The following is an 18,382-nucleotide window of genomic DNA, read 5'->3' on the forward strand; positions in this document are numbered from 1 at the left end:
AGAGAAACCGGAACTGAGATGCGTATAATTCTGCCAGACATCGGAGCCCGAAGACGCATGCCACACACTAAAGATGAATTACCCGACGTGCTGTACAGCGCCGCCCAGGTGCGAGCACTCGACGCGAGCCTGATCGCCGCCGGTACGGCGGGCTTCGAATTGATGCAGCGCGCGGCTCGGGCGACGTGGCGCGCGCTGGTGCGGCAGTGGCCGACAGCGAACGAACTGAGCGTGCTGGCCGGACATGGCAACAACGCAGGCGACGGGTATTTGGTGGCCGTGTTGGCCCAGCGCGCCGGTTGGTCGGTGCGGGTGCTGGCGGTGGGGGATCCGCAGCGCTTGCAGGGTGATGCGGCGTTGGCCCATGCCGAGGCGGTGTCCGAAAACGTGCTCGTCGAGCCCTGGACGGCACAATCCGGATTGCGCGGCATTGTGCTGGATGCTTTGCTTGGCACCGGCCTGAGCGGTAATGTCCGTGAGCCGTATGCCAGCGCCATCGCCGCAATCAATGCCAGCGGACTGCCGGTTGCTGCGGTGGATATTCCGTCAGGGTTGTGCGCGGATACGGGCCGCATCCTTGGTTGTGTCGTGCATGCCGACCTTACGGTCACGTTCATTGGCTTGAAGGTGGGGTTGTTCACCGGTGATGCCGCGGATGTGACGGGTGAGCTGGTGTTCAACGATTTGCAGGCTGATCCGCAGTTGCTCGACGGCACTGCGTTCACGGCTCGGCGCTTGAGTATCGCTAACCTGCCGCGTCTGGCGACCCGGGCGCCGGCATCCCATAAAGGCAAGTTCGGCCATGTGCTGCTCATTGGTGGAGATCGCGGTTACGGTGGGGCAATTTTGCTGAGTGCACAAAGTGCACTGCGCAGCGGTGCGGGCATGGTTTCGCTGTCCACCCGTCCGGAACATGTTTCGCCAGCGCTTTCTCGGATTCCGGAAGCCATGGTGCTGGGCACGTCGTCGGCCAATCAACTGATGGGGCTGCTTGAGAAGGTATCGGTGTTGGTGGTCGGGCCGGGTCTGGGCCAGGCAGGGTGGGGGCGCAGCCTGTTGTCGGCTGCGGCCAATGCGCCGTTGCCGCAAGTCTGGGACGCCGATGCCTTGAATCTGCTGGCTGGCGGGCAGGTCAATCTGCCCAAGGGGTGCGTGATCACCCCGCATCCGGGGGAGGCGGCACGTTTGCTTGGGGTGAGCACCGCCGACGTTCAGTCTGACCGTCCCGCCGCAGCCCATGCCTTGAGTAAAAAATATACGGCTGTCGTCGTCCTCAAAGGTGCCGGTAGCCTGATCGCCCATCCCGATGGGCGTCTGGCGCTGTGTCGTCAGGGGCACCCGGCGATGGCCACCGCCGGTCTGGGCGATGTGCTGGCCGGTGTGCTCGGCGCATTGCTGGCCCAGGGCATGGAGCCATTCGACGCGGCCTGCCTGGCGGTCTGGCTGCACGCCAATGCCGGCGAGCAACAAGGAAAATCGGGCCGTGGGCTGGCGGCCAGTGATCTGATTCCAGTCATTCGTCAGTTGTTGGAGGAGCAAGCACCGTGTCTGAAGTAACCCTGTACCTGGCTGATGAGCAGGCCATGAGCGACTTTGGCGCACGCATTGCCCGAATCACCCAAGGCCATGGCCTGATCTTCCTTGAGGGCAACCTGGGGATGGGAAAAACCACGTTGTCCCGAGGCATCATCCGCGGTCTGGGGCATGTCGGGGCAGTCAAAAGCCCGACCTTCACCCTGGTCGAGCCCTACGAGATCGGTGATATTCGCGCCTTTCATTTCGATTTGTACCGTCTGGTCGATCCGGAAGAGCTAGAGTTCCTCGGTATCCGCGACTACTTCGAAGACGATGCCCTGTGTCTGATCGAATGGCCCGATAAAGGTGCAGGCTTTTTGCCAAAGCCTGACCTGACCATTACCATTAGCCCGCAAGACAGCGGGCGTTCGCTGAAAATTTTATCCCAGGGTTCGCGTGGCGAGTCCTGGTGTGCCGCTTTGGCATTGGAATCCAAATAGATGATGGGGTTAGGTATGCGCTTTCGCGCGTTGGTGGCTGCCGTAGGGGTGTTGTTTTTGGCGGTGACCGTCGACGCTGTGGCCGATTCGAAGGTCAACAGTGTTCGTCTGTGGCGGGCACCGGACAACACACGACTGGTGTTTGACCTGACCGGCCCGGTGCAACACAGCGTCTTTACCCTGACGGCTCCGGATCGTCTGGTCATCGACATCAATGGCGCGACCCTCGGTGCGCCGCTCAACGTCAACACCTCGAATACCCCGATAACCGCCATGCGCTCGGCTCAACGAACGCCGACCGACCTGCGGGTGGTCATCGACCTGAAGAAGGCCGTGACGCCGAAAAGCTTCTCCCTGGCGCCGAACGCCCAGTACGGCAATCGGTTGGTGGTCGATCTGTTCGATAACGCCGCAGACGCCGCGCCTCCACCAGCGCCGACACCGTCGGTCGCCACGGTGCCCGCCGTGCCGGTCACGCCGACGGAGCCTGCAATCAAATTGCCGCCAGCCCCGGCTGGCAAACGCGACATCGTAGTGGTGATCGACGCCGGTCACGGTGGCGAAGATCCGGGGGCTTCCGGCTCCCGAGGCCAGCGCGAGAAAGACGTGGTGCTGCAGATTGCTCGCGAAACGCAACGGCAGGTCAACGGCATGAAAGGTTTCCGCGCCGAACTGACCCGTACCGGCGACTACTTCATTCCGTTGCGCGGCCGTACCGAAATCGCCCGCAAGAAAGGCGCCGACCTGTTCGTCTCGATCCACGCCGACGCCGCGCCTTCTGCCGCCGCTTTCGGTGCTTCGGTATTTGCCCTGTCCGATCGCGGCGCGACTTCCGAGACCGCCCGCTGGCTGGCCGACAGCGAAAACCGTTCCGACCTGATCGGTGGTGCCGGCAACGTCAGCCTCGATGACAAGGACCGCATGCTCGCCGGCGTGCTGCTCGACCTGTCGATGACGGCATCCCTGACCTCCAGCCTGAACGTTGGCCAGAAAGTCTTGAGCAACATCGGCCGGGTGACACCGCTGCACAAGCAACGGGTTGAGCAGGCCGGGTTCATGGTGCTGAAGTCGCCGGATATTCCGTCGATCCTCGTGGAAACCGGGTTCATCTCCAACGCCAACGAAGCCTCGAAGCTTGCCGCGTCGAGCCACCAGCAGGCGCTGGCGCGTTCGATCAGCAGCGGCGTGCGCCAGTTCTTCCAGCAGAACCCGCCGCCGGGCACTTACATTGCCTGGCTGCGCGACTCCGGCAAGATTGTGCAGGGACCGCGTGACCACCGCGTAAACCCGGGCGAGACCCTGGCGATGATCGCCGTGCGCTATCAGGTGTCGCCCGCCACCCTGCGCAGTGCCAACAACCTGTCGAGCGATGAGCTCAAGATCGGTCAGCACCTGACCATTCCGGGCACTGAATTGGCGGCAAAAGAATGAATCAGGTCGTGAACAACGGCGCGCGAATCGAGCTGTTAAGCCCGCGACTGGCGAACCAGATTGCCGCGGGTGAGGTGGTCGAGCGCCCGGCTTCGGTGATCAAGGAGCTGCTGGAAAACAGCCTGGACTCCGGTGCCAAACGCATCGACGTCGATGTGGAGCAGGGCGGCGTCAAATTGCTGCGGGTGCGCGACGATGGCAGCGGCATTTCCGCCGATGACCTGCCGCTGGCCCTGGCCCGTCACGCCACCAGCAAGATCCGCAATCTGGAGGACCTCGAGCAGGTCATGAGCCTGGGGTTTCGCGGCGAGGCCCTGGCATCGATCAGCTCCGTAGCGCGCCTGACCCTGACCTCCCGCACCCGCGACGCCGATCAGGCCTGGCAGGTCGAGACCGAGGGCCGGGACATGGCGCCCCGCGTGCAGCCTGCGGCCCACCCGGTGGGCACTTCGGTGGAAGTGCGCGACCTGTTCTTCAACACGCCGGCGCGGCGCAAGTTTCTCAAGACCGAAAAAACCGAATTCGATCACCTGCAAGAAGTGATCAGGCGCCTGGCCCTGGCGCGCTTCGATGTGGCGTTCCATCTGCGCCACAATGGCAAGACCATCCTCAGCTTGCACGAAGCCCATGATGATGCGGCCCGTGCCCGGCGCGTGGCGGCGATTTGCGGGCCGGGCTTCCTGGAGCAGGCCCTGCCGATCGAAATCGAGCGCAACGGCCTGCATCTATGGGGCTGGGTCGGCCTGCCGACCTTCAACCGCAGCCAGGCCGATTTGCAGTATTTCTTCGTCAATGGCCGTGCCGTGCGCGACAAACTGGTGGCCCACGCGGTGCGCCAGGCCTATCGCGACGTGCTGTTCAACGGACGGCACCCGACCTTCGTGCTGTTTTTCGAAGTCGACCCGACCGGCGTCGACGTCAACGTGCACCCGACCAAGCACGAAGTGCGCTTCCGTGAAGGGCGCATGGTTCACGACTTCCTCTACGGCACCTTGCACCGCGCCTTGGGCGATGTGCGCCCCGACGATCAACTGGCGGCGCCGGTCGCCACGGCCATCGTCCGGCCTACCGGCCTCGAAGCCGGTGAATTCGGGCCCCAGGGCGAAATGCGCCTGGCCGCCAATGCGTTGCTGGAACAGCCCCAGGCTCAGCCGTCGTTCAATGCGCCGGCGGGTTCGGGCGCTGGCGCGGGTTATCAGTATCAATACACGCCGCGTCCGCAGTCCGGTGTGCCTGTCGCCGAAGCTCAGGCCGCCTATCGTGAGTTTTTTGCGCCGCTGCCCGAGGCCAATGCCGTCGCGCTGCCGGCCGGGCAGGACGACATCCCGCCGCTCGGATATGCGCTGGCGCAACTCAAGGGCATCTACATTCTTTCGGAAAATGCCCAGGGCCTGGTGCTGGTGGACATGCACGCCGCCCATGAGCGGATCATGTATGAGCGTTTGAAGGTGGCGATGGCCAGCGAAGGCCTGAGCGGCCAGCCGTTGCTGGTGCCGGAGTCCCTGGCCGTCAGTCAGCGTGAAGCCGATTGCGCCGAGGAACATGTCGCCTGGTTCCAGCGCCTGGGCTTTGAATTGCAGCGTCTGGGCCCGGAAACCCTGGCGATCCGGCAGATTCCGGCACTGCTCAAGCAGGCCGAGGCCAACCGGCTGGTCGCCGACGTCCTGGCTGATCTGATGGAGTTCGGCACCAGCGACCGTATTCAGGCGCACCTGAACGAATTGCTCGGGACCATGGCCTGCCACGGCGCGGTTCGTGCGAATCGGCGCCTGGCCTTGCCGGAAATGAACGGCCTGTTGCGTGACATGGAAAACACCGAACGCAGCGGTCAATGCAACCATGGCCGACCGACCTGGACCCAACTGGGTCTGGACGATCTGGACAAACTGTTCTTGCGCGGTCGTTGATGAGCCAGTTCCCACCTGCGATTTTCCTGATGGGCCCGACCGCCGCCGGCAAGACCGACCTGGCCATCGAACTCACCAAGGTCCTGCCTTGCGAGTTGATCAGTGTCGATTCGGCGCTGGTCTACCGTGGCATGGACATCGGTACCGCCAAGCCTTCCAAAGAGCTGCTGGCGCAATATCCGCACCGTCTGATCGATATTCTCGACCCGGCCGAGAGCTATTCGGCCGCGGATTTCCGCCGTGACGCCCTGCAAGCCATGGCCGATATCACCGCGCGCGGAAAAATTCCGCTGCTGGTGGGCGGTACCATGCTCTATTACAAGGCTTTGGTCGAAGGTCTGGCGGATATGCCGGCCGCCGATCCCGAGGTCCGCGCGCAAATCGAAGAAGAGGCTACACGCCTTGGCTGGCAAGCCTTGCACGAACAATTGGCGGTGATCGACCCGGAGTCCGCGGCGCGAATACATCCGAACGATCCCCAGCGATTGAGTCGAGCGCTGGAAGTTTATCGTGTCAGCGGTCAAAGCATGACCGCCCTGCGTTTGCAACAATCTGTGCAAAGTACTGAAGCAGCCGCTTCGGGACTGCAACAATTGCCCTATACTGTCGCGAACTTGGCTATTGCCCCGGCAAATCGCCAGGTACTGCACGAGCGAATTAAACAAAGATTCACTTTAATGTTGGAACAGGGATTCATTGACGAGGTCGTAGCCCTGCGTAATAGAGGTGACCTGCATGCCGGGTTGCCGTCTATACGTGCAGTAGGCTACCGCCAAGTCTGGGACTACCTGGATGGCAAGCTGACGTCAGCCGAGATGCAGGAGCGTGGAATCATTGCCACGCGCCAATTGGCGAAACGCCAGTTCACCTGGCTGCGCAGTTGGACTGATCTGCATTGGCTGGACAGTCTCGATTGCGACAATCTGCCGCGCGCCTTGAAATACCTTGGGGCCATCTCCATATTGAGCTGAGTCCTTGCAATTGCCGTCTATCCTTGGGGGTGTGGCGGCCAAAGCCATCTGATTACCTATTTTTTTATATTGAATCCTTAAAGGAGTGCGGCACATGTCAAAAGGGCATTCGCTACAAGACCCTTACTTGAATACTTTACGTAAAGAGAAAGTTGGGGTGTCCATCTACCTGGTCAACGGTATCAAGCTGCAAGGCACGATCGAGTCTTTCGACCAGTTCGTTATCCTGCTGAAAAACACCGTAAGCCAGATGGTCTACAAACACGCGATCTCTACAGTGGTGCCGGTTCGTCCAATTCGTCTGCCTAGCGCAACCGAATCCGAAGCAGGTGACGCTGAGCCAGGTAACGCCTGATAGGAGTCTCCTTTGTTCTTTGAGCGCCACGGTGGTGGTGAGCGAGTAATCCTCGTTCACTTGGATGGACAGGACCCTGAGGCGCGCGAAGATCCGCAGGAGTTTCAGGAATTGGCTAATTCGGCGGGTGCCGAGACCGTCGCGTTTTTTAACGTGCCGCGTCATCGGCCAACCGCCAAGACCCTGATTGGCAGTGGCAAGGTCGAGGAACTGCGCGACCTGGTCAAAGCCGAACAGGCCGATCTGGTGATTTTCAATCACATCCTCACGCCCAGTCAGGAACGTAACCTCGAACGTGTTTTCGAGTGTCGCGTGATTGACCGTACCGGTCTGATTCTCGATATTTTCGCCCAGCGCGCCCGTACCCATGAAGGCAAGCTCCAGGTCGAACTGGCCCAGCTTGACCACATGAGCACCCGGCTGGTTCGTGGCTGGACTCACCTTGAGCGCCAAGGTGGCGGTATCGGTATGCGTGGCCCGGGTGAAACCCAGTTGGAAACCGACCGCCGTTTGCTGCGGGTTCGCCTGCGGCAGATCAAGGGTCGGCTGGAGAAAGTGCGCAGCCAGCGTGAACAGTCGCGCCGTGGCCGATCGCGTGCGGATATTCCTACCGTGTCGCTGGTGGGGTACACCAACGCCGGCAAGTCCACGCTCTTCAATAACGTGACGAAATCCGACGTCTACGCAGCTGACCAATTGTTTGCCACGCTGGACCCGACCCTGCGTCGTCTGGATATAGACGATCTGGGGCCGATTGTCCTGGCGGACACTGTGGGTTTCATTCGCCACTTGCCCCACAAGCTGGTCGAAGCATTTCGGTCTACCCTCGAAGAGTCGAGCAACTCAGATCTGTTGTTGCACGTGATCGATGCGGCCGAACCCGATCGCATGTTGCAGATCGAGCAGGTAATGGTGGTGCTCGGCGAGATTGGTGCTCAGGACTTGCCGATCCTCGAGGTCTATAACAAACTCGATTTGCTTGAAGGCGTTGAGCCACAAATCCAGCGCGACGAAAACGGCAAGCCCCAACGGGTCTGGCTGTCGGCACGTGATGGCAGTGGTCTGGAATTGCTTGAACAAGCCATTGCCGAGTTACTGGGCAGTGATTTGTTTGTCGGTACCTTGCGCTTGCCGCAACGATTCGCTCGACTGCGTGCGCAGTTCTTCGAACTCGGTGCGGTGCAGAAAGAAGAACACGACGAAGAAGGCATCAGTTTGCTGGCCGTTCGTTTGCCCCGGGTCGAGTTGAATCGACTGGTAAGCCGCGAGGGATTGCAGCCGATGGAATTCATCGAGCAACACACTTTGCAATAAAAGCCTGAGAAAGCGGTTGTGCCGTGGTGACAGGCATTCTGTAGCATTGGTCGGCGCGCCGTGGGTGCGTCTTTGCTTTATCAGATGGAGAGCGCTATGGCTTGGAATGAGCCGGGTGGCAACTCGAATAATCAGGATCCTTGGGGTGGCAAACGTCGTAACAACGGCGACCGCAAGGGGCCACCGGATCTCGACGAGGCCTTCCGAAAGCTGCAGGAAAGCCTGAACGGTTTGTTCGGTGGCGGTAAGAAACGTGGTGGCGACGACGGCGGTGGGCCGGGCAAGAGTGGCGGCTTTGGCGGCCTGCTCGGCATCGGCCTGGTCGTGCTGGCCGCCGTTTGGCTATACAGCGCGGTTTATGTCGTCGACGAGCAGGAGCAGGCAGTGGTGCTGCGCTTCGGCAAGTACTACGAAACCGTGGGTCCGGGCCTGAACATCTACTTCCCGCCGATCGACAAGAAGTACATGGAAAACGTCACGCGTGAGCGTGCGTACACCAAGCAGGGCCAGATGCTGACTGAAGACGAGAACATCGTCGAAGTGCCGCTGACCGTGCAGTACAAGATCAGCAACCTGCAGGACTTCGTGCTGAGCGTCGATCAGCCGGAAATCAGCCTGCAGCACGCGACCGACAGCGCCTTGCGCCATGTGGTGGGTTCCACCGCGATGGACCAGGTACTGACCGAAGGTCGTGAGCTGATGGCCAGCGAGATCAAGGAGCGTCTGCAACGCTTCATGGACACCTATCGCACCGGTATCACCGTTACCCAGGTCAACGTTCAGAGCGCAGCGGCACCGCGCGAAGTCCAGGAAGCCTTCGATGACGTGATCCGCGCCCGGGAAGACGAGCAGCGCTCGCGCAACCAGGCCGAAACCTATGCCAACGGTGTCGTGCCGGAAGCTCGTGGTCAGGCCCAGCGCATCCTTGAGGATGCCAATGGTTACCGTGACGAGACCGTCTCGCGCGCCAAGGGTGAGGCCGATCGCTTCACCAAGCTGGTCGCCGAGTACCGCAAGGCCCCTGAAGTCACCCGCCAGCGTCTGTACCTGGACACCATGCAGGAAGTCTTCAGCAACACCAGCAAGGTCCTCGTGACCGGCAACAAGAACGGCCAGAGCAATCTGCTGTACCTGCCGCTGGACAAGATGGTCGAAAGTGGTCGCGGCACCAGCACCCAGGTGAGCAGTGCGGCAGCCACCAGCAATGAAGCGAATGCGCGTGCGGCAGCTGATCTGCAGCAACAGCCAGCACGTACCAGGGAGAGTCGCTGATGAGCAATAAATCGCTGATCGCCCTTATTGTCGGCGTCGTCGTGGCGATCGCTGCCTGGAACTGCTTCTACATCGTGGCTCAGACCGAGCGTGCGGTGTTGCTGCAGTTCGGTCGCGTGGTCCAGACCGATGTTCAGCCAGGCCTGCATGTGAAAGTGCCTTACGTTAACCAGGTGCGTAAATTCGACGCACGCCTGATGACGCTGGATGCACCGACACAACGCTTCCTGACGCTGGAAAAGAAAGCCGTGATGGTCGATGCCTACGCCAAGTGGCGCGTGAAGGACGCAGAGCGTTACTACACCGCGACTTCCGGCCTCAAGCAGATCGCCGACGAGCGTCTGTCCCGTCGTCTGGAATCGGGGCTGCGTGACCAGTTCGGTAAGCGCACCCTGCACGAAGTGGTGTCGGGTGAGCGTGATGCGCTGATGGCGGATATCACGGCTTCGCTGAACAAGATGGCCGAGAAAGAGCTGGGAATCGAAGTGGTCGATGTTCGGGTCAAGACCATCGACCTGCCCAAGGAAGTGAACCGCAGCGTGTTCGAACGTATGAGCACCGAGCGTGAGCGTGAAGCTCGCGAGCACCGCGCCAAGGGTAACGAGCTGGCCGAAGGCATCCGTGCCGACGCCGATCGTCAACGCCGCGTGCTGCTGGCTGAAGCCTATCGTGAATCCGAAGAGGTTCGCGGTGACGGCGATGCCCAGGCTGCTGCGATCTACTCCAAGGCCTACGGTCAGGATCAGGAGTTCTACGCGTTCTACCGTAGCCTGCGCGCCTACCGTGAAAGCTTCGCGAACAAATCCGACGTCATGGTCCTCGACCCAAGCAGCGACTTCTTCCACTACCTGGAAAAAGCCAAGCCTTGATACGGCGTTGACCTGATTTATCCCCCCGCCGGGCGGCTAAAACCTCTGGCGGGGTGATCCTTTGGGAAAACGTGTGTATGATGCGGCAGCCGGGAAATTCCCGGCTTTTTTGCGTCTGCATGTTTGATTGCTGTTTTAAAGCAGATGCCGGGCCGATTGGCTCGACAGTTTTTCGAGGAAAGTGGTTGGCGAAGCCGGTAGAAGGGCTTTTCGCTCCGTCGCTCATGCGCGTGGTTTGTGCACAAGCCGATCATTTTCTGCTTCACTCAAGGCTCGCCGACAGGCTGGTCGCCCGGAGATAGGGGAAGGCGTAATGGCAACGGTAGACCGCTGGCTTCTGCCAGATGGCATCGAAGAAGTACTGCCACCGGAAGCTGCGCGTATTGAAGTCGCGCGTCGTCAGGTGTTGGATCTGTTCCAGAGCTGGGGTTACGAGTTTGTCGTGACTCCCCATATCGAGTACCTGGAATCCCTGCTGACCGGCGCGGGCCAGGACCTGGATCTGCGCACCTTCAAGGTCATCGACCCGCAATCGGGCCGTCAGATGGGTTTTCGTGCCGACATCACGCCGCAAGTGGCGCGCATCGATGCACATACCCTGCGTCGTGAAGGCCCGAGCCGCCTGTGCTATGCCGGTAGTGTCCTGCACGCTCAGCCTCGCGCCTTGTCGTCCTCGCGCAGCCCGATTCAACTGGGTGCCGAGTTGTACGGCGACGGCAGTCCGGGCAGTGACGTCGAAGTCATCAGCCTGATGCTGGCCATGCTGCAACTGGCCGATGTGCCGGATGTGCACATGGACCTCGGCCATGTCGGTATCTACCGTGGCCTGGCCCGCGCGGCCGGTTTGTCCGGTGAAGTCGAGCAGCAGTTGTTCGATGCCTTGCAACGCAAGGCGATCGACGAGGTCATTACCTTGACCGAAGGCTTGCCTGCCGATCTGTCGGGCATGCTGCGGGCGTTGGTCGACCTGTGTGGCGGTCGTGAAGTATTGAGCGCTGCCCGCGAGCGTCTGGCCAAGGCGCCGGCCCCTGTTCTGGCGGCGCTGGACGACTTGCTGGCGATTGCCGAGCGGCTGTCCGTGCGTTTCCCTGAGCTGCCGCTGTATTTCGACCTGGGCGAGCTGCGTGGCTACCACTACCACACCGGTGTGGTGTTCGCCGTGTTCGTGCCGGGTGTTGGCCAGTCCATTGCCCAGGGCGGTCGTTACGACGACATCGGCGCCGACTTCGGTCGCGCCCGTCCGGCAACCGGCTTCTCTACCGATTTGAAAACCCTGGTGACCCTGGGGCGTGCTGAGATCGAGCTACCGTCTGGCGGTATCTGGATGCCTGACAGTACGGATGCGGCACTCTGGCAGCAGGTTTGCCAGTTGCGCAGTGAGGGTCAGCGTGTCGTTCAGGCTTTGCCTGGGCAACCTTTGGCCGCCGCCCGTGAAGCGGACTGCGACCGGCAATTGATTCAGCAGAACGGGCTTTGGCAAGTATCGCCACTGGCTTCTTGAGTTTTCCTGCCGGCTGCCGCCGGCACCAAGTTTGCGCGAATGAGGACAAGTGTTATGGGTAAGAATGTCGTAGTCCTGGGCACCCAATGGGGTGATGAGGGCAAAGGCAAGATCGTTGATCTGCTGACCGAACATGCTGCCGCCGTAGTGCGCTACCAGGGGGGCCACAACGCTGGTCACACTCTGGTGATCGATGGCGAAAAAACTGTCTTGCACCTGATCCCGTCGGGCGTACTGCGCGAAGGCGTGCAGTGCCTGATCGGCAACGGCGTGGTGGTTGCACCTGACGCCCTGCTGCGCGAGATCACCAAGCTGGAAGAAAAAGGCGTACCGGTGCGCGAGCGCCTGCGTATCAGCCCGTCCTGCCCGCTGATCCTGTCCTTCCACGTAGCGCTGGACCAGGCCCGTGAAAAGGCCCGTGGCGAGCTGAAGATCGGCACCACCGGTCGCGGCATCGGCCCGGCCTACGAAGACAAGGTTGCACGTCGTGGCCTGCGTGTGGGCGACCTGCTCAACATGCCGCGCTTTGAAGACAAGCTGCGTGAACTGGTGGATTACCACAACTTCATGCTGGTGGGTTACTACAAAGAGCCAGCCATCGAATTCGACAAGACCCTGGCCGAGTGCAAAGAATACGCTGAGCTGCTCAAGCCGCTGATGCTGGACGTGACTGCCGAGCTGCACGACCTGCGTCGCGCTGGCAAAGACATCATGTTCGAAGGCGCCCAGGGCTCCCTGCTGGACATCGACCACGGTACCTACCCGTACGTGACCAGCTCCAACACCACCGCTGGCGGCGTAGCTACCGGTTCGGGTGTTGGCCCGATGTTCCTGGACTACATCCTGGGCATCACCAAGGCTTACACCACGCGTGTAGGTTCGGGTCCATTCCCGACTGAGCTGTTCGACGAAGTCGGTGCGCACCTGGCTAAACAAGGTCACGAGTTCGGCGCGACTACCGGCCGTGCTCGTCGTTGTGGCTGGTTCGACGCTGTCATCCTGCGTCGCGCTATCGATGTGAACAGCATCTCGGGCATCTGCCTGACCAAGCTGGACGTGCTCGACGGTCTGGAAACCATCAACATCTGCGTCGGCTACAAAGATGCAGAAGGCAAGGCCGTTGCCCCGACTGATGCTGACAGCTACGTGGGCTTGCAGCCTGTGTACGAAGAAGTGCCAGGCTGGACCGAGTCGACCGTGGGTGCCAAAACCCTGGAAGAGCTGCCGGCTAACGCCCGTGCCTACATCAAGCGCGTTGAAGAGCTGATCGGTGCGCCGATCGACATTATTTCGACGGGCCCGGACCGCAACGAAACCATCGTCCTGCGCCATCCGTTTGCTTGATAAGTCGTTGATGTGAAACACAAAGGCTCCTTAATCGGGGCCTTTGTCGTATTTGTCTGTAGGACGGCATGACCTTTGCTGTGAACATTAAAAAAAGCATTGCTTCCGGCGTGCTATCAATTTAATGGCGCCAAAGCAGAGGGATTTCAGATGTCGGCCGTTCTCTCGTTGTTACAAAGCCGTTTGTTGCGGCCCGTGTTCGTTACCCTTGGTATCGCCCTTTTGGTGCAGGTGCTGGTAGCTGTTGCTCTGACCCGGAGCACGGTGACCGCGCTGGAGGCCGATCTGGGCATGCGCCTGGGGGCGGACAGTCAAAAGCTTTCCGCTGAGCTTGAGCAGGCTGGACGCGAAGTCACGTCCAGTCTGGATAGCCTCTCCACCAGTACGCGTCAGCGCCTCACGGCTGGTTTGTCCTCGCGTCTTGAGCAAGAGCAGGCGCAATTGCGTTCAACCCTGGAAAAGGACCTGAAGGACTCCGCCAGCGATATGGCGCAGCTTCTGGCCTCCGTTGCGCCCCGCGCCATGTGGGACAACGACGTTCCGACACTTTCCGAATTCGCCCGCCGGGCCCAACGCAATCCCAACGTGCTGTTCGTGGTGTATGACGACGCCACCGGCCAGCACCTGACGCGCTACCTCAACCGGGAAAACCCGATCAACAAGGCGCTGCTGGAAAAAGGCCAGGGCGAGCGTGCACTGGACAAGGTGCTGGATGCGGCAAAGAACGATCCATCGGTGTTCTACATCGAGGCCCCGATCAATCCTAACGGCGTAGAAATCGGCAAGGTCCTGATGGGCGTCTCGACTGCTTCGGTGGAGACTGATCTGGCGGCCCTCGACAAGCGCTTCTCGGCGTTGATCGCCAGCAGCGATCAACTGGTGGGTGACAGCCTCAAAGGCGCGGCCGCCGACAGCGCAACGGCCATGCGCTCGCGTCTGCAGTCGGCGCAATCGACCGCTGCTGAAATGAAGGCCAATACCACCAGCACCGTGCAGGAAGCTGCTACCACATTGCGCTGGCGTATCGGCGTGTGCCTGGCGGTGGTGGGTTTCGGTGTCCTGCTGTTGTTGGCGGTGGTGCTCGGTCGCCGAGTGGTCAATCGCCTGAAAATGCTGATCGTTGCCATGGATGACCTGGCGGCGGGCGAGGGCGATCTGACCAAGCGTGTGCAGATCAACAGCAAGGATGAAATCGGCGACATGGCCTCGGCGGTCAATCGCTTTGTGGATAAGTTGCAGCCGATCGTGCGTGAGGCAGGCGATGTGGCCCAGCGTACCGGCGTGGAAATCGGTGCCATGACCTTGCGCAACGCCGGTGCGGATGCGGCGGCTGGCATGCAGCGTGATGAGGTGGCGGAGAGTTTGCGCGCGCTGTCGCAAATGGCTGATGAAGCCCAGTCGGAAAGCCATGCCATGCAGGCGGCGTTGAAGCAGGTGGTGGATATTCGTCAGGCTACTGACGAAAACACCCGGACTTCGGCGAAAGTCGGCAGCCTGATTGAGGAGCTGGCGGGTCAGGTCAATACTGGCGCCCAGGTGATCGAGCGCCTGGCGCAGCAAAGTGAGCAGATTGAGGTGGTGCTGACGGTGATTCACGGGATTGCCGAACAGACCAACCTGCTGGCGCTGAACGCGGCGATTGAAGCGGCGCGTGCCGGCGAGACCGGGCGCGGGTTTGCCGTGGTGGCTGACGAGGTGCGGGCGCTGGCGAGCAAGACGCAAAGCTCCACCGGCGATATTCAGGCGCACATCGTGGCGTTGCAGCAGGGCGCGCGTGAGGCGGTGGCGGCGATTGGTCAGGCCGGGCGCCAGGCGAACGAAGGCTTGCTGGTGCTGCGTGACAGTGCGCGTTTGCAGCAGTCGGTGCAGGCATCGGTCGAGCAGGTCCATGCGGCGATCGGTCTGGCCACCCAGGCGGCGGCGCATCAGGCGCAGGGCGCGCAGGCGGTGCGGGGGCGGGTCCAGACCATTCATGCCCAGGCCGAGAAAGCGGCGCAGGCTGTCGTGGAGACCACGGCGAGCGGTAAGGTGCTCGATGGTCTGGCGGCGCAGTTGAAGGCGAGTCTGGGGCAGTTCAGGGCTTGATTGGTTGTTGGTGCCGGCCCCTTCGCGAGCAAGCCCGCTCCCACAGTGGTCCTCTGTCGAACACAGATATGATGTTCACAAAGGGCCAATGTGGGAGCGGGCTTGCTCGCGAATACGGTTTTAACGGCTCAGATACATCCGGGTCGTCAGCAAATAGACCGGCAGCCCCGACACCAATATCAATAGCGCTGCATAAGGCGCAGCCGCCGCAAACTCCACGTTCGCCGTATGCGCCCAGACCTCCGTCGCCAGTGTATTCAGCCCGGTTGGACTCAGCAGTAAGGTCGCCGTCAGCTCCTTCATTGCATCCAGGAACACCAGGGCAAATGCCGCCCCCAGTGCCGGGAAAATAATCGGCAGCGTCACTCGGCAGAAAGCGCTGAATGACGACGCACCCAATGTGCGTGCCGCCTCCTCAAGTTGTGGCGCCGCCTTGTTCAGTGCGGTGCGGATCGGCGCCTGGGCTAGCGGCAGAAACAGCAGGGCATAGGCGATCAGCAGCAATGCCGAAGTCTGGTAAAGCGTCGGCACGTAGTGCAGGGCGAAATACACCAGGGTCAGGGCAATGACCAGTCCCGGCAGCGCATGCAGCAGATACGGCAGGCGCTCGGCCCAGATCGCCAGCTGGCCTTTGTAGCGCACGACCAGAAGGCCTACTGGCACCGCGAGCACAAGGCACAGCGCTGCGCCACCCAGCGACAGGGCGAGGGATGACAGCAAGGCTTCGCCGATAGCCGTCACGGGAAAGGCTGCCGATGATCCCGCCGCCAGCCAGTAGGCCAGCATGCCCAGCGGAATCCCGCTGCCAATGATTGCCAGCAGCAGGCAATAGAACTGTCCCGCCACGGCCCAGAGTCCCAGTTGAACCTGTTCCGCGCGTCGCGCCGCGCCCTGGCCGGTGCGCACGTGTCGACCCTTGCCGCGCACGCGCAACTCCAGCCACAACAGCGCCAGGCACAGCATCAGCAGTACGGCGCAGAGCATCGCCGCGTTGGCGTTGCTGAACTCCAGTTCGAACTGCTGATAGATCGCCGTGGTGAAGGTTTGCAGGCCGATGATCGACAAGGCGCCGAACTCCACCAGCATGTGCAGGGCAATCAGCAACGAACCCGCCAGCAGCGAAGGCCAGAGCAGGGGCAGGGTGACCTTGAAAAATACGCCCCAACGATTCTGTCCCAGCGTGCGCGCGGACTCTTCGAGGGACGGGTCAAGGTTGCGCAGCGTTGCCGCCACGGGCAGGAAAATCAGCGGGTATTTGGACAGGGTCATCACCAGGATAGCCCCGCCAAGTCCCTCGAAATGAGCGCTGAGGGAAACCCAGGTGAAGCTGCTGACAAAGGCCGGAACGGCGAACGGCAAGCAGAGGATCACGCCCCACAATCGTCGGCCCGGCAGATTGCTGCGCTCCAGCAACCAGGCCAGCGACAGGCCGATTAAACCGCAAGCAACGGTGACGCCGATCATCAATGCGAGGGTGTTGCGCAGCAAGCCGAACACATAAGGTCGCCACAGCAAGTGCAGCGCTTCTGCCCAGCCTGCTTGCCAAGCCTTAAGGCCGACGTACAGCAAAGGCAGGAGGCTGAGCGCCACCAGCAGCAACACAGGCAATATCAGCCAGATGGACGGTCGCTTGCGCCGTGGTGCGTACGCGTGATGCGCGGACAGTGAGGCACCCATCAATTCAGGCCAACGTCACGTTCCAGGTCCAGCGCTTCTTCAGCGTTGCCGAGGTCGGCAGGCGTGACTTCTGGTGCTTCCAGTTCGCTGAACGGCTTGAGCCCGCGATCAGACTCCATGCCTTTGTGCAGCGGGTATTCAGCGGTGGTCCGGGTGATCACGCGCTGGCCTTCCTCGCTGGCCATGTAGGCGAGCAATTGCTGGGCTTCTTTTGGGTGTTTGCTGGATTTCAGGACTGCAGCGCTGGAAACGGTGATCAGCCCACCGACATCGCCGCCAGTGAAGTAATGCAGCCTGGAATCGAGCTGGCCTTTTTCGCGCTGCAGGGCGAACCAGTAGTAATTGTTGACCAGCACGGTGGCGACTTCGCCATTCTCCACCGCTTTCAATGCAACCATGTTGTTGCTGTAGGTCTTGCCGAATGCACGCAGGCCGGTCAGCCACTCTTCGGCTGCGTCCATGCCGTGCACCTTGATGATCGCTACCGCTTGCTCCTGGAAGGCGCCGCTGGTGGGTACGAAGCCGACCTTGCCTTGCCATTTCGGATCGGAGAATTCCATCACCGAGGTCGGCAGGTCCTTTTCATCGATCAGCTTGGGGTTGAACGCAACGACGCGCACCCGGGCAGTCACGCCAATCCAGGTGCCATTGCCGGCCACGTACTCCTTGGGCAGAACGCCCAGCGTGGCGTCATCAGCCTTGGCCAGCAGGCCTTGTTCGCCGAGTTTGTTCAGGGGTGGGGATTCTTCGGTGTAGATCACGTCGGCGGGGGAGCGATCGCCTTCTTCGACGATCTGGCTGGCGAGCTGGTTGCTGCTGCCTTTGCGCACATTGACGTGGATCCCGGTCTTGGCTTCGAAGGCCTTGGCGACCGCGTCGCCGACTTCTTTGTGCTGGCCGTTGTAGAGGGTCAGGGCAACCGGATCGGCGGCTTGGGTGAGGGGAGTGGCGAGTGCCAGGCCTAGCAGGGTAATGGTCAAGCCGCGGCGCAGGGTGTTTCGAAACATCATTCGCAGGGTTCCTCACTGTCGCATTGCAAAAACTTGCAACAATGATAAACGATATTCTTTCTCAAATGCGCCTTGCGAGGTTGGCGAGGGTTTGCTAGAGCGTTCGACGCCATCACATGTAGCAGCAGGCTTCGCCAGCTGCTACAGGGAGTGTGTTGATTTTTTGAAAGCCGGAAACGCAAAAACCCGCTTTCGCGGGTTTCTGTGAAATCCAAGGCCGTAACCTTGAATTTGAATTGGTGCCCAGAAGAAGACTCGAACTTCCACGACCGTAAGGTCACCAGCACCTGAAGCTGGCGTGTCTACCAATTTCACCATCTGGGCATTCATCTTCAGCGTTGCCGCTGTTGATGTGGCGCACTATACGGAGAGCATTTTGATCTGTAAACCCCTGATTCTAAAAATAATAAACCAGTGCTCAAGAATGCAAAAACCCGCTTTCGCGGGTTTTTGTGTGAGCCTTGAAATTGAACTAATCTCAAGCTCGAAATTGGTGCCCAGAAGAAGACTCGAACTTCCACGACCGTAAGGTCACCAGCACCTGAAGCTGGCGTGTCTACCAATTTCACCATCTGGGCAGTATCGGCAACGTTGTCCGTCGTCGATGGCGCGCACTATACGGAGCGTCTTT

Annotated in this window: 14 protein-coding genes and 2 tRNA genes; 12 read left to right on the plus strand and 4 right to left on the minus strand. The window is 60.8% G+C overall.

Annotated features, from left to right (window positions below; all coding sequences use genetic code 11):
• The first annotated feature begins 57 nt into the window (after positions 1-57).
• The 12 genes from AC07W4_RS07185 (at position 58) to AC07W4_RS07240 (ending at position 15,064) form a co-directional block, all read left to right on the plus strand.
• Positions 58-1,557 (plus strand): NAD(P)H-hydrate dehydratase, encoded by a 1,500-nt coding sequence (locus AC07W4_RS07185; protein ID WP_495031970.1) that lies wholly within the window; start codon positions 58-60, stop codon positions 1,555-1,557.
• Positions 1,545-2,015, plus strand: a complete 471-nt coding sequence (gene tsaE, locus AC07W4_RS07190; protein ID WP_008048062.1) for a tRNA (adenosine(37)-N6)-threonylcarbamoyltransferase complex ATPase subunit type 1 TsaE — start codon at positions 1,545-1,547, stop codon at positions 2,013-2,015. Before AC07W4_RS07185 ends, tsaE begins: the two co-directional genes overlap by 13 nt.
• Positions 2,016-3,446, plus strand: a complete 1,431-nt coding sequence (locus AC07W4_RS07195; RefSeq protein WP_008048064.1) for an N-acetylmuramoyl-L-alanine amidase — start codon at positions 2,016-2,018, stop codon at positions 3,444-3,446. It abuts the gene before it with no gap.
• A complete protein-coding gene (mutL, locus tag AC07W4_RS07200; RefSeq protein WP_008048066.1) occupies positions 3,443-5,353 on the plus strand; it encodes a DNA mismatch repair endonuclease MutL in 1,911 nt (636 codons plus the stop codon). The genes AC07W4_RS07195 and mutL overlap by 4 nt, the downstream gene beginning before the upstream one ends.
• Positions 5,353-6,324 carry a tRNA (adenosine(37)-N6)-dimethylallyltransferase MiaA gene (gene miaA, locus AC07W4_RS07205; protein ID WP_495032074.1) on the plus strand — a complete coding sequence of 324 codons (972 nt, stop codon included), beginning with the start codon at positions 5,353-5,355 and terminating at the stop codon, positions 6,322-6,324. Before mutL ends, miaA begins: the two co-directional genes overlap by 1 nt.
• A 94-nt stretch (positions 6,325-6,418) precedes the next feature.
• Entirely contained in the window at positions 6,419-6,679 is a 261-nt protein-coding gene (gene hfq / locus AC07W4_RS07210; protein WP_007902656.1) for an RNA chaperone Hfq, read from the plus strand.
• A gap of 12 nt (positions 6,680-6,691) precedes the next feature.
• Positions 6,692-7,993, plus strand: a complete 1,302-nt coding sequence (gene hflX, locus AC07W4_RS07215) for a ribosome rescue GTPase HflX (protein ID WP_008048071.1) — start codon at positions 6,692-6,694, stop codon at positions 7,991-7,993.
• A 96-nt stretch (positions 7,994-8,089) separates the two neighbouring features.
• Complete coding sequence (hflK, locus tag AC07W4_RS07220; RefSeq protein ID WP_008048073.1) at positions 8,090-9,265, plus strand: FtsH protease activity modulator HflK; 1,176 nt, start codon at positions 8,090-8,092, stop codon at positions 9,263-9,265.
• The gene (gene hflC, locus AC07W4_RS07225; RefSeq protein WP_007973264.1) at positions 9,265-10,134 is read left to right on the plus strand and encodes a protease modulator HflC; all 870 of its coding nucleotides are present in this window, start codon (positions 9,265-9,267) and stop codon (positions 10,132-10,134) included. The genes hflK and hflC overlap by 1 nt, the downstream gene beginning before the upstream one ends.
• 313 nt (positions 10,135-10,447) lie before the next feature.
• Complete coding sequence (locus AC07W4_RS07230; RefSeq protein ID WP_495031971.1) at positions 10,448-11,635, plus strand: ATP phosphoribosyltransferase regulatory subunit; 1,188 nt, start codon at positions 10,448-10,450, stop codon at positions 11,633-11,635.
• Between the two features lie 54 nt (positions 11,636-11,689).
• On the plus strand, positions 11,690-12,979 hold the full coding sequence (locus AC07W4_RS07235; protein WP_046039830.1) for an adenylosuccinate synthase: 1,290 nt from the start codon (positions 11,690-11,692) through the stop codon (positions 12,977-12,979).
• Positions 12,980-13,129: 150 nt separating this feature from the next.
• Positions 13,130-15,064, plus strand: a complete 1,935-nt coding sequence (locus AC07W4_RS07240) for a methyl-accepting chemotaxis protein (protein ID WP_008048080.1) — start codon at positions 13,130-13,132, stop codon at positions 15,062-15,064.
• 120 nt (positions 15,065-15,184) lie between these two features.
• On the opposite strand, the gene AC07W4_RS07245 is transcribed toward AC07W4_RS07240, so the two are convergent.
• The 4 genes from AC07W4_RS07245 to AC07W4_RS07260 form a co-directional block, all read right to left on the minus strand.
• Complete coding sequence (locus tag AC07W4_RS07245; protein ID WP_495031972.1) at positions 15,185-16,741, minus strand: ABC transporter permease; 1,557 nt, start codon at positions 16,739-16,741, stop codon at positions 15,185-15,187.
• The gene (locus tag AC07W4_RS07250) at positions 16,741-17,751 is read right to left on the minus strand and encodes an extracellular solute-binding protein (protein WP_495031973.1); all 1,011 of its coding nucleotides are present in this window, start codon (positions 17,749-17,751) and stop codon (positions 16,741-16,743) included. Before AC07W4_RS07250 ends, AC07W4_RS07245 begins: the two co-directional genes overlap by 1 nt.
• Before the next feature lie 237 nt (positions 17,752-17,988).
• Positions 17,989-18,075: transfer RNA gene (locus AC07W4_RS07255), tRNA-Leu, on the minus strand.
• Positions 18,076-18,242: 167 nt separating this feature from the next.
• Positions 18,243-18,329: transfer RNA gene (locus AC07W4_RS07260), tRNA-Leu, on the minus strand.
• Positions 18,330-18,382: the final 53 nt, after the last annotated feature.

It is taken from the genome of Pseudomonas sp. GW821-FHT02A08 (genome assembly GCF_059422045.1).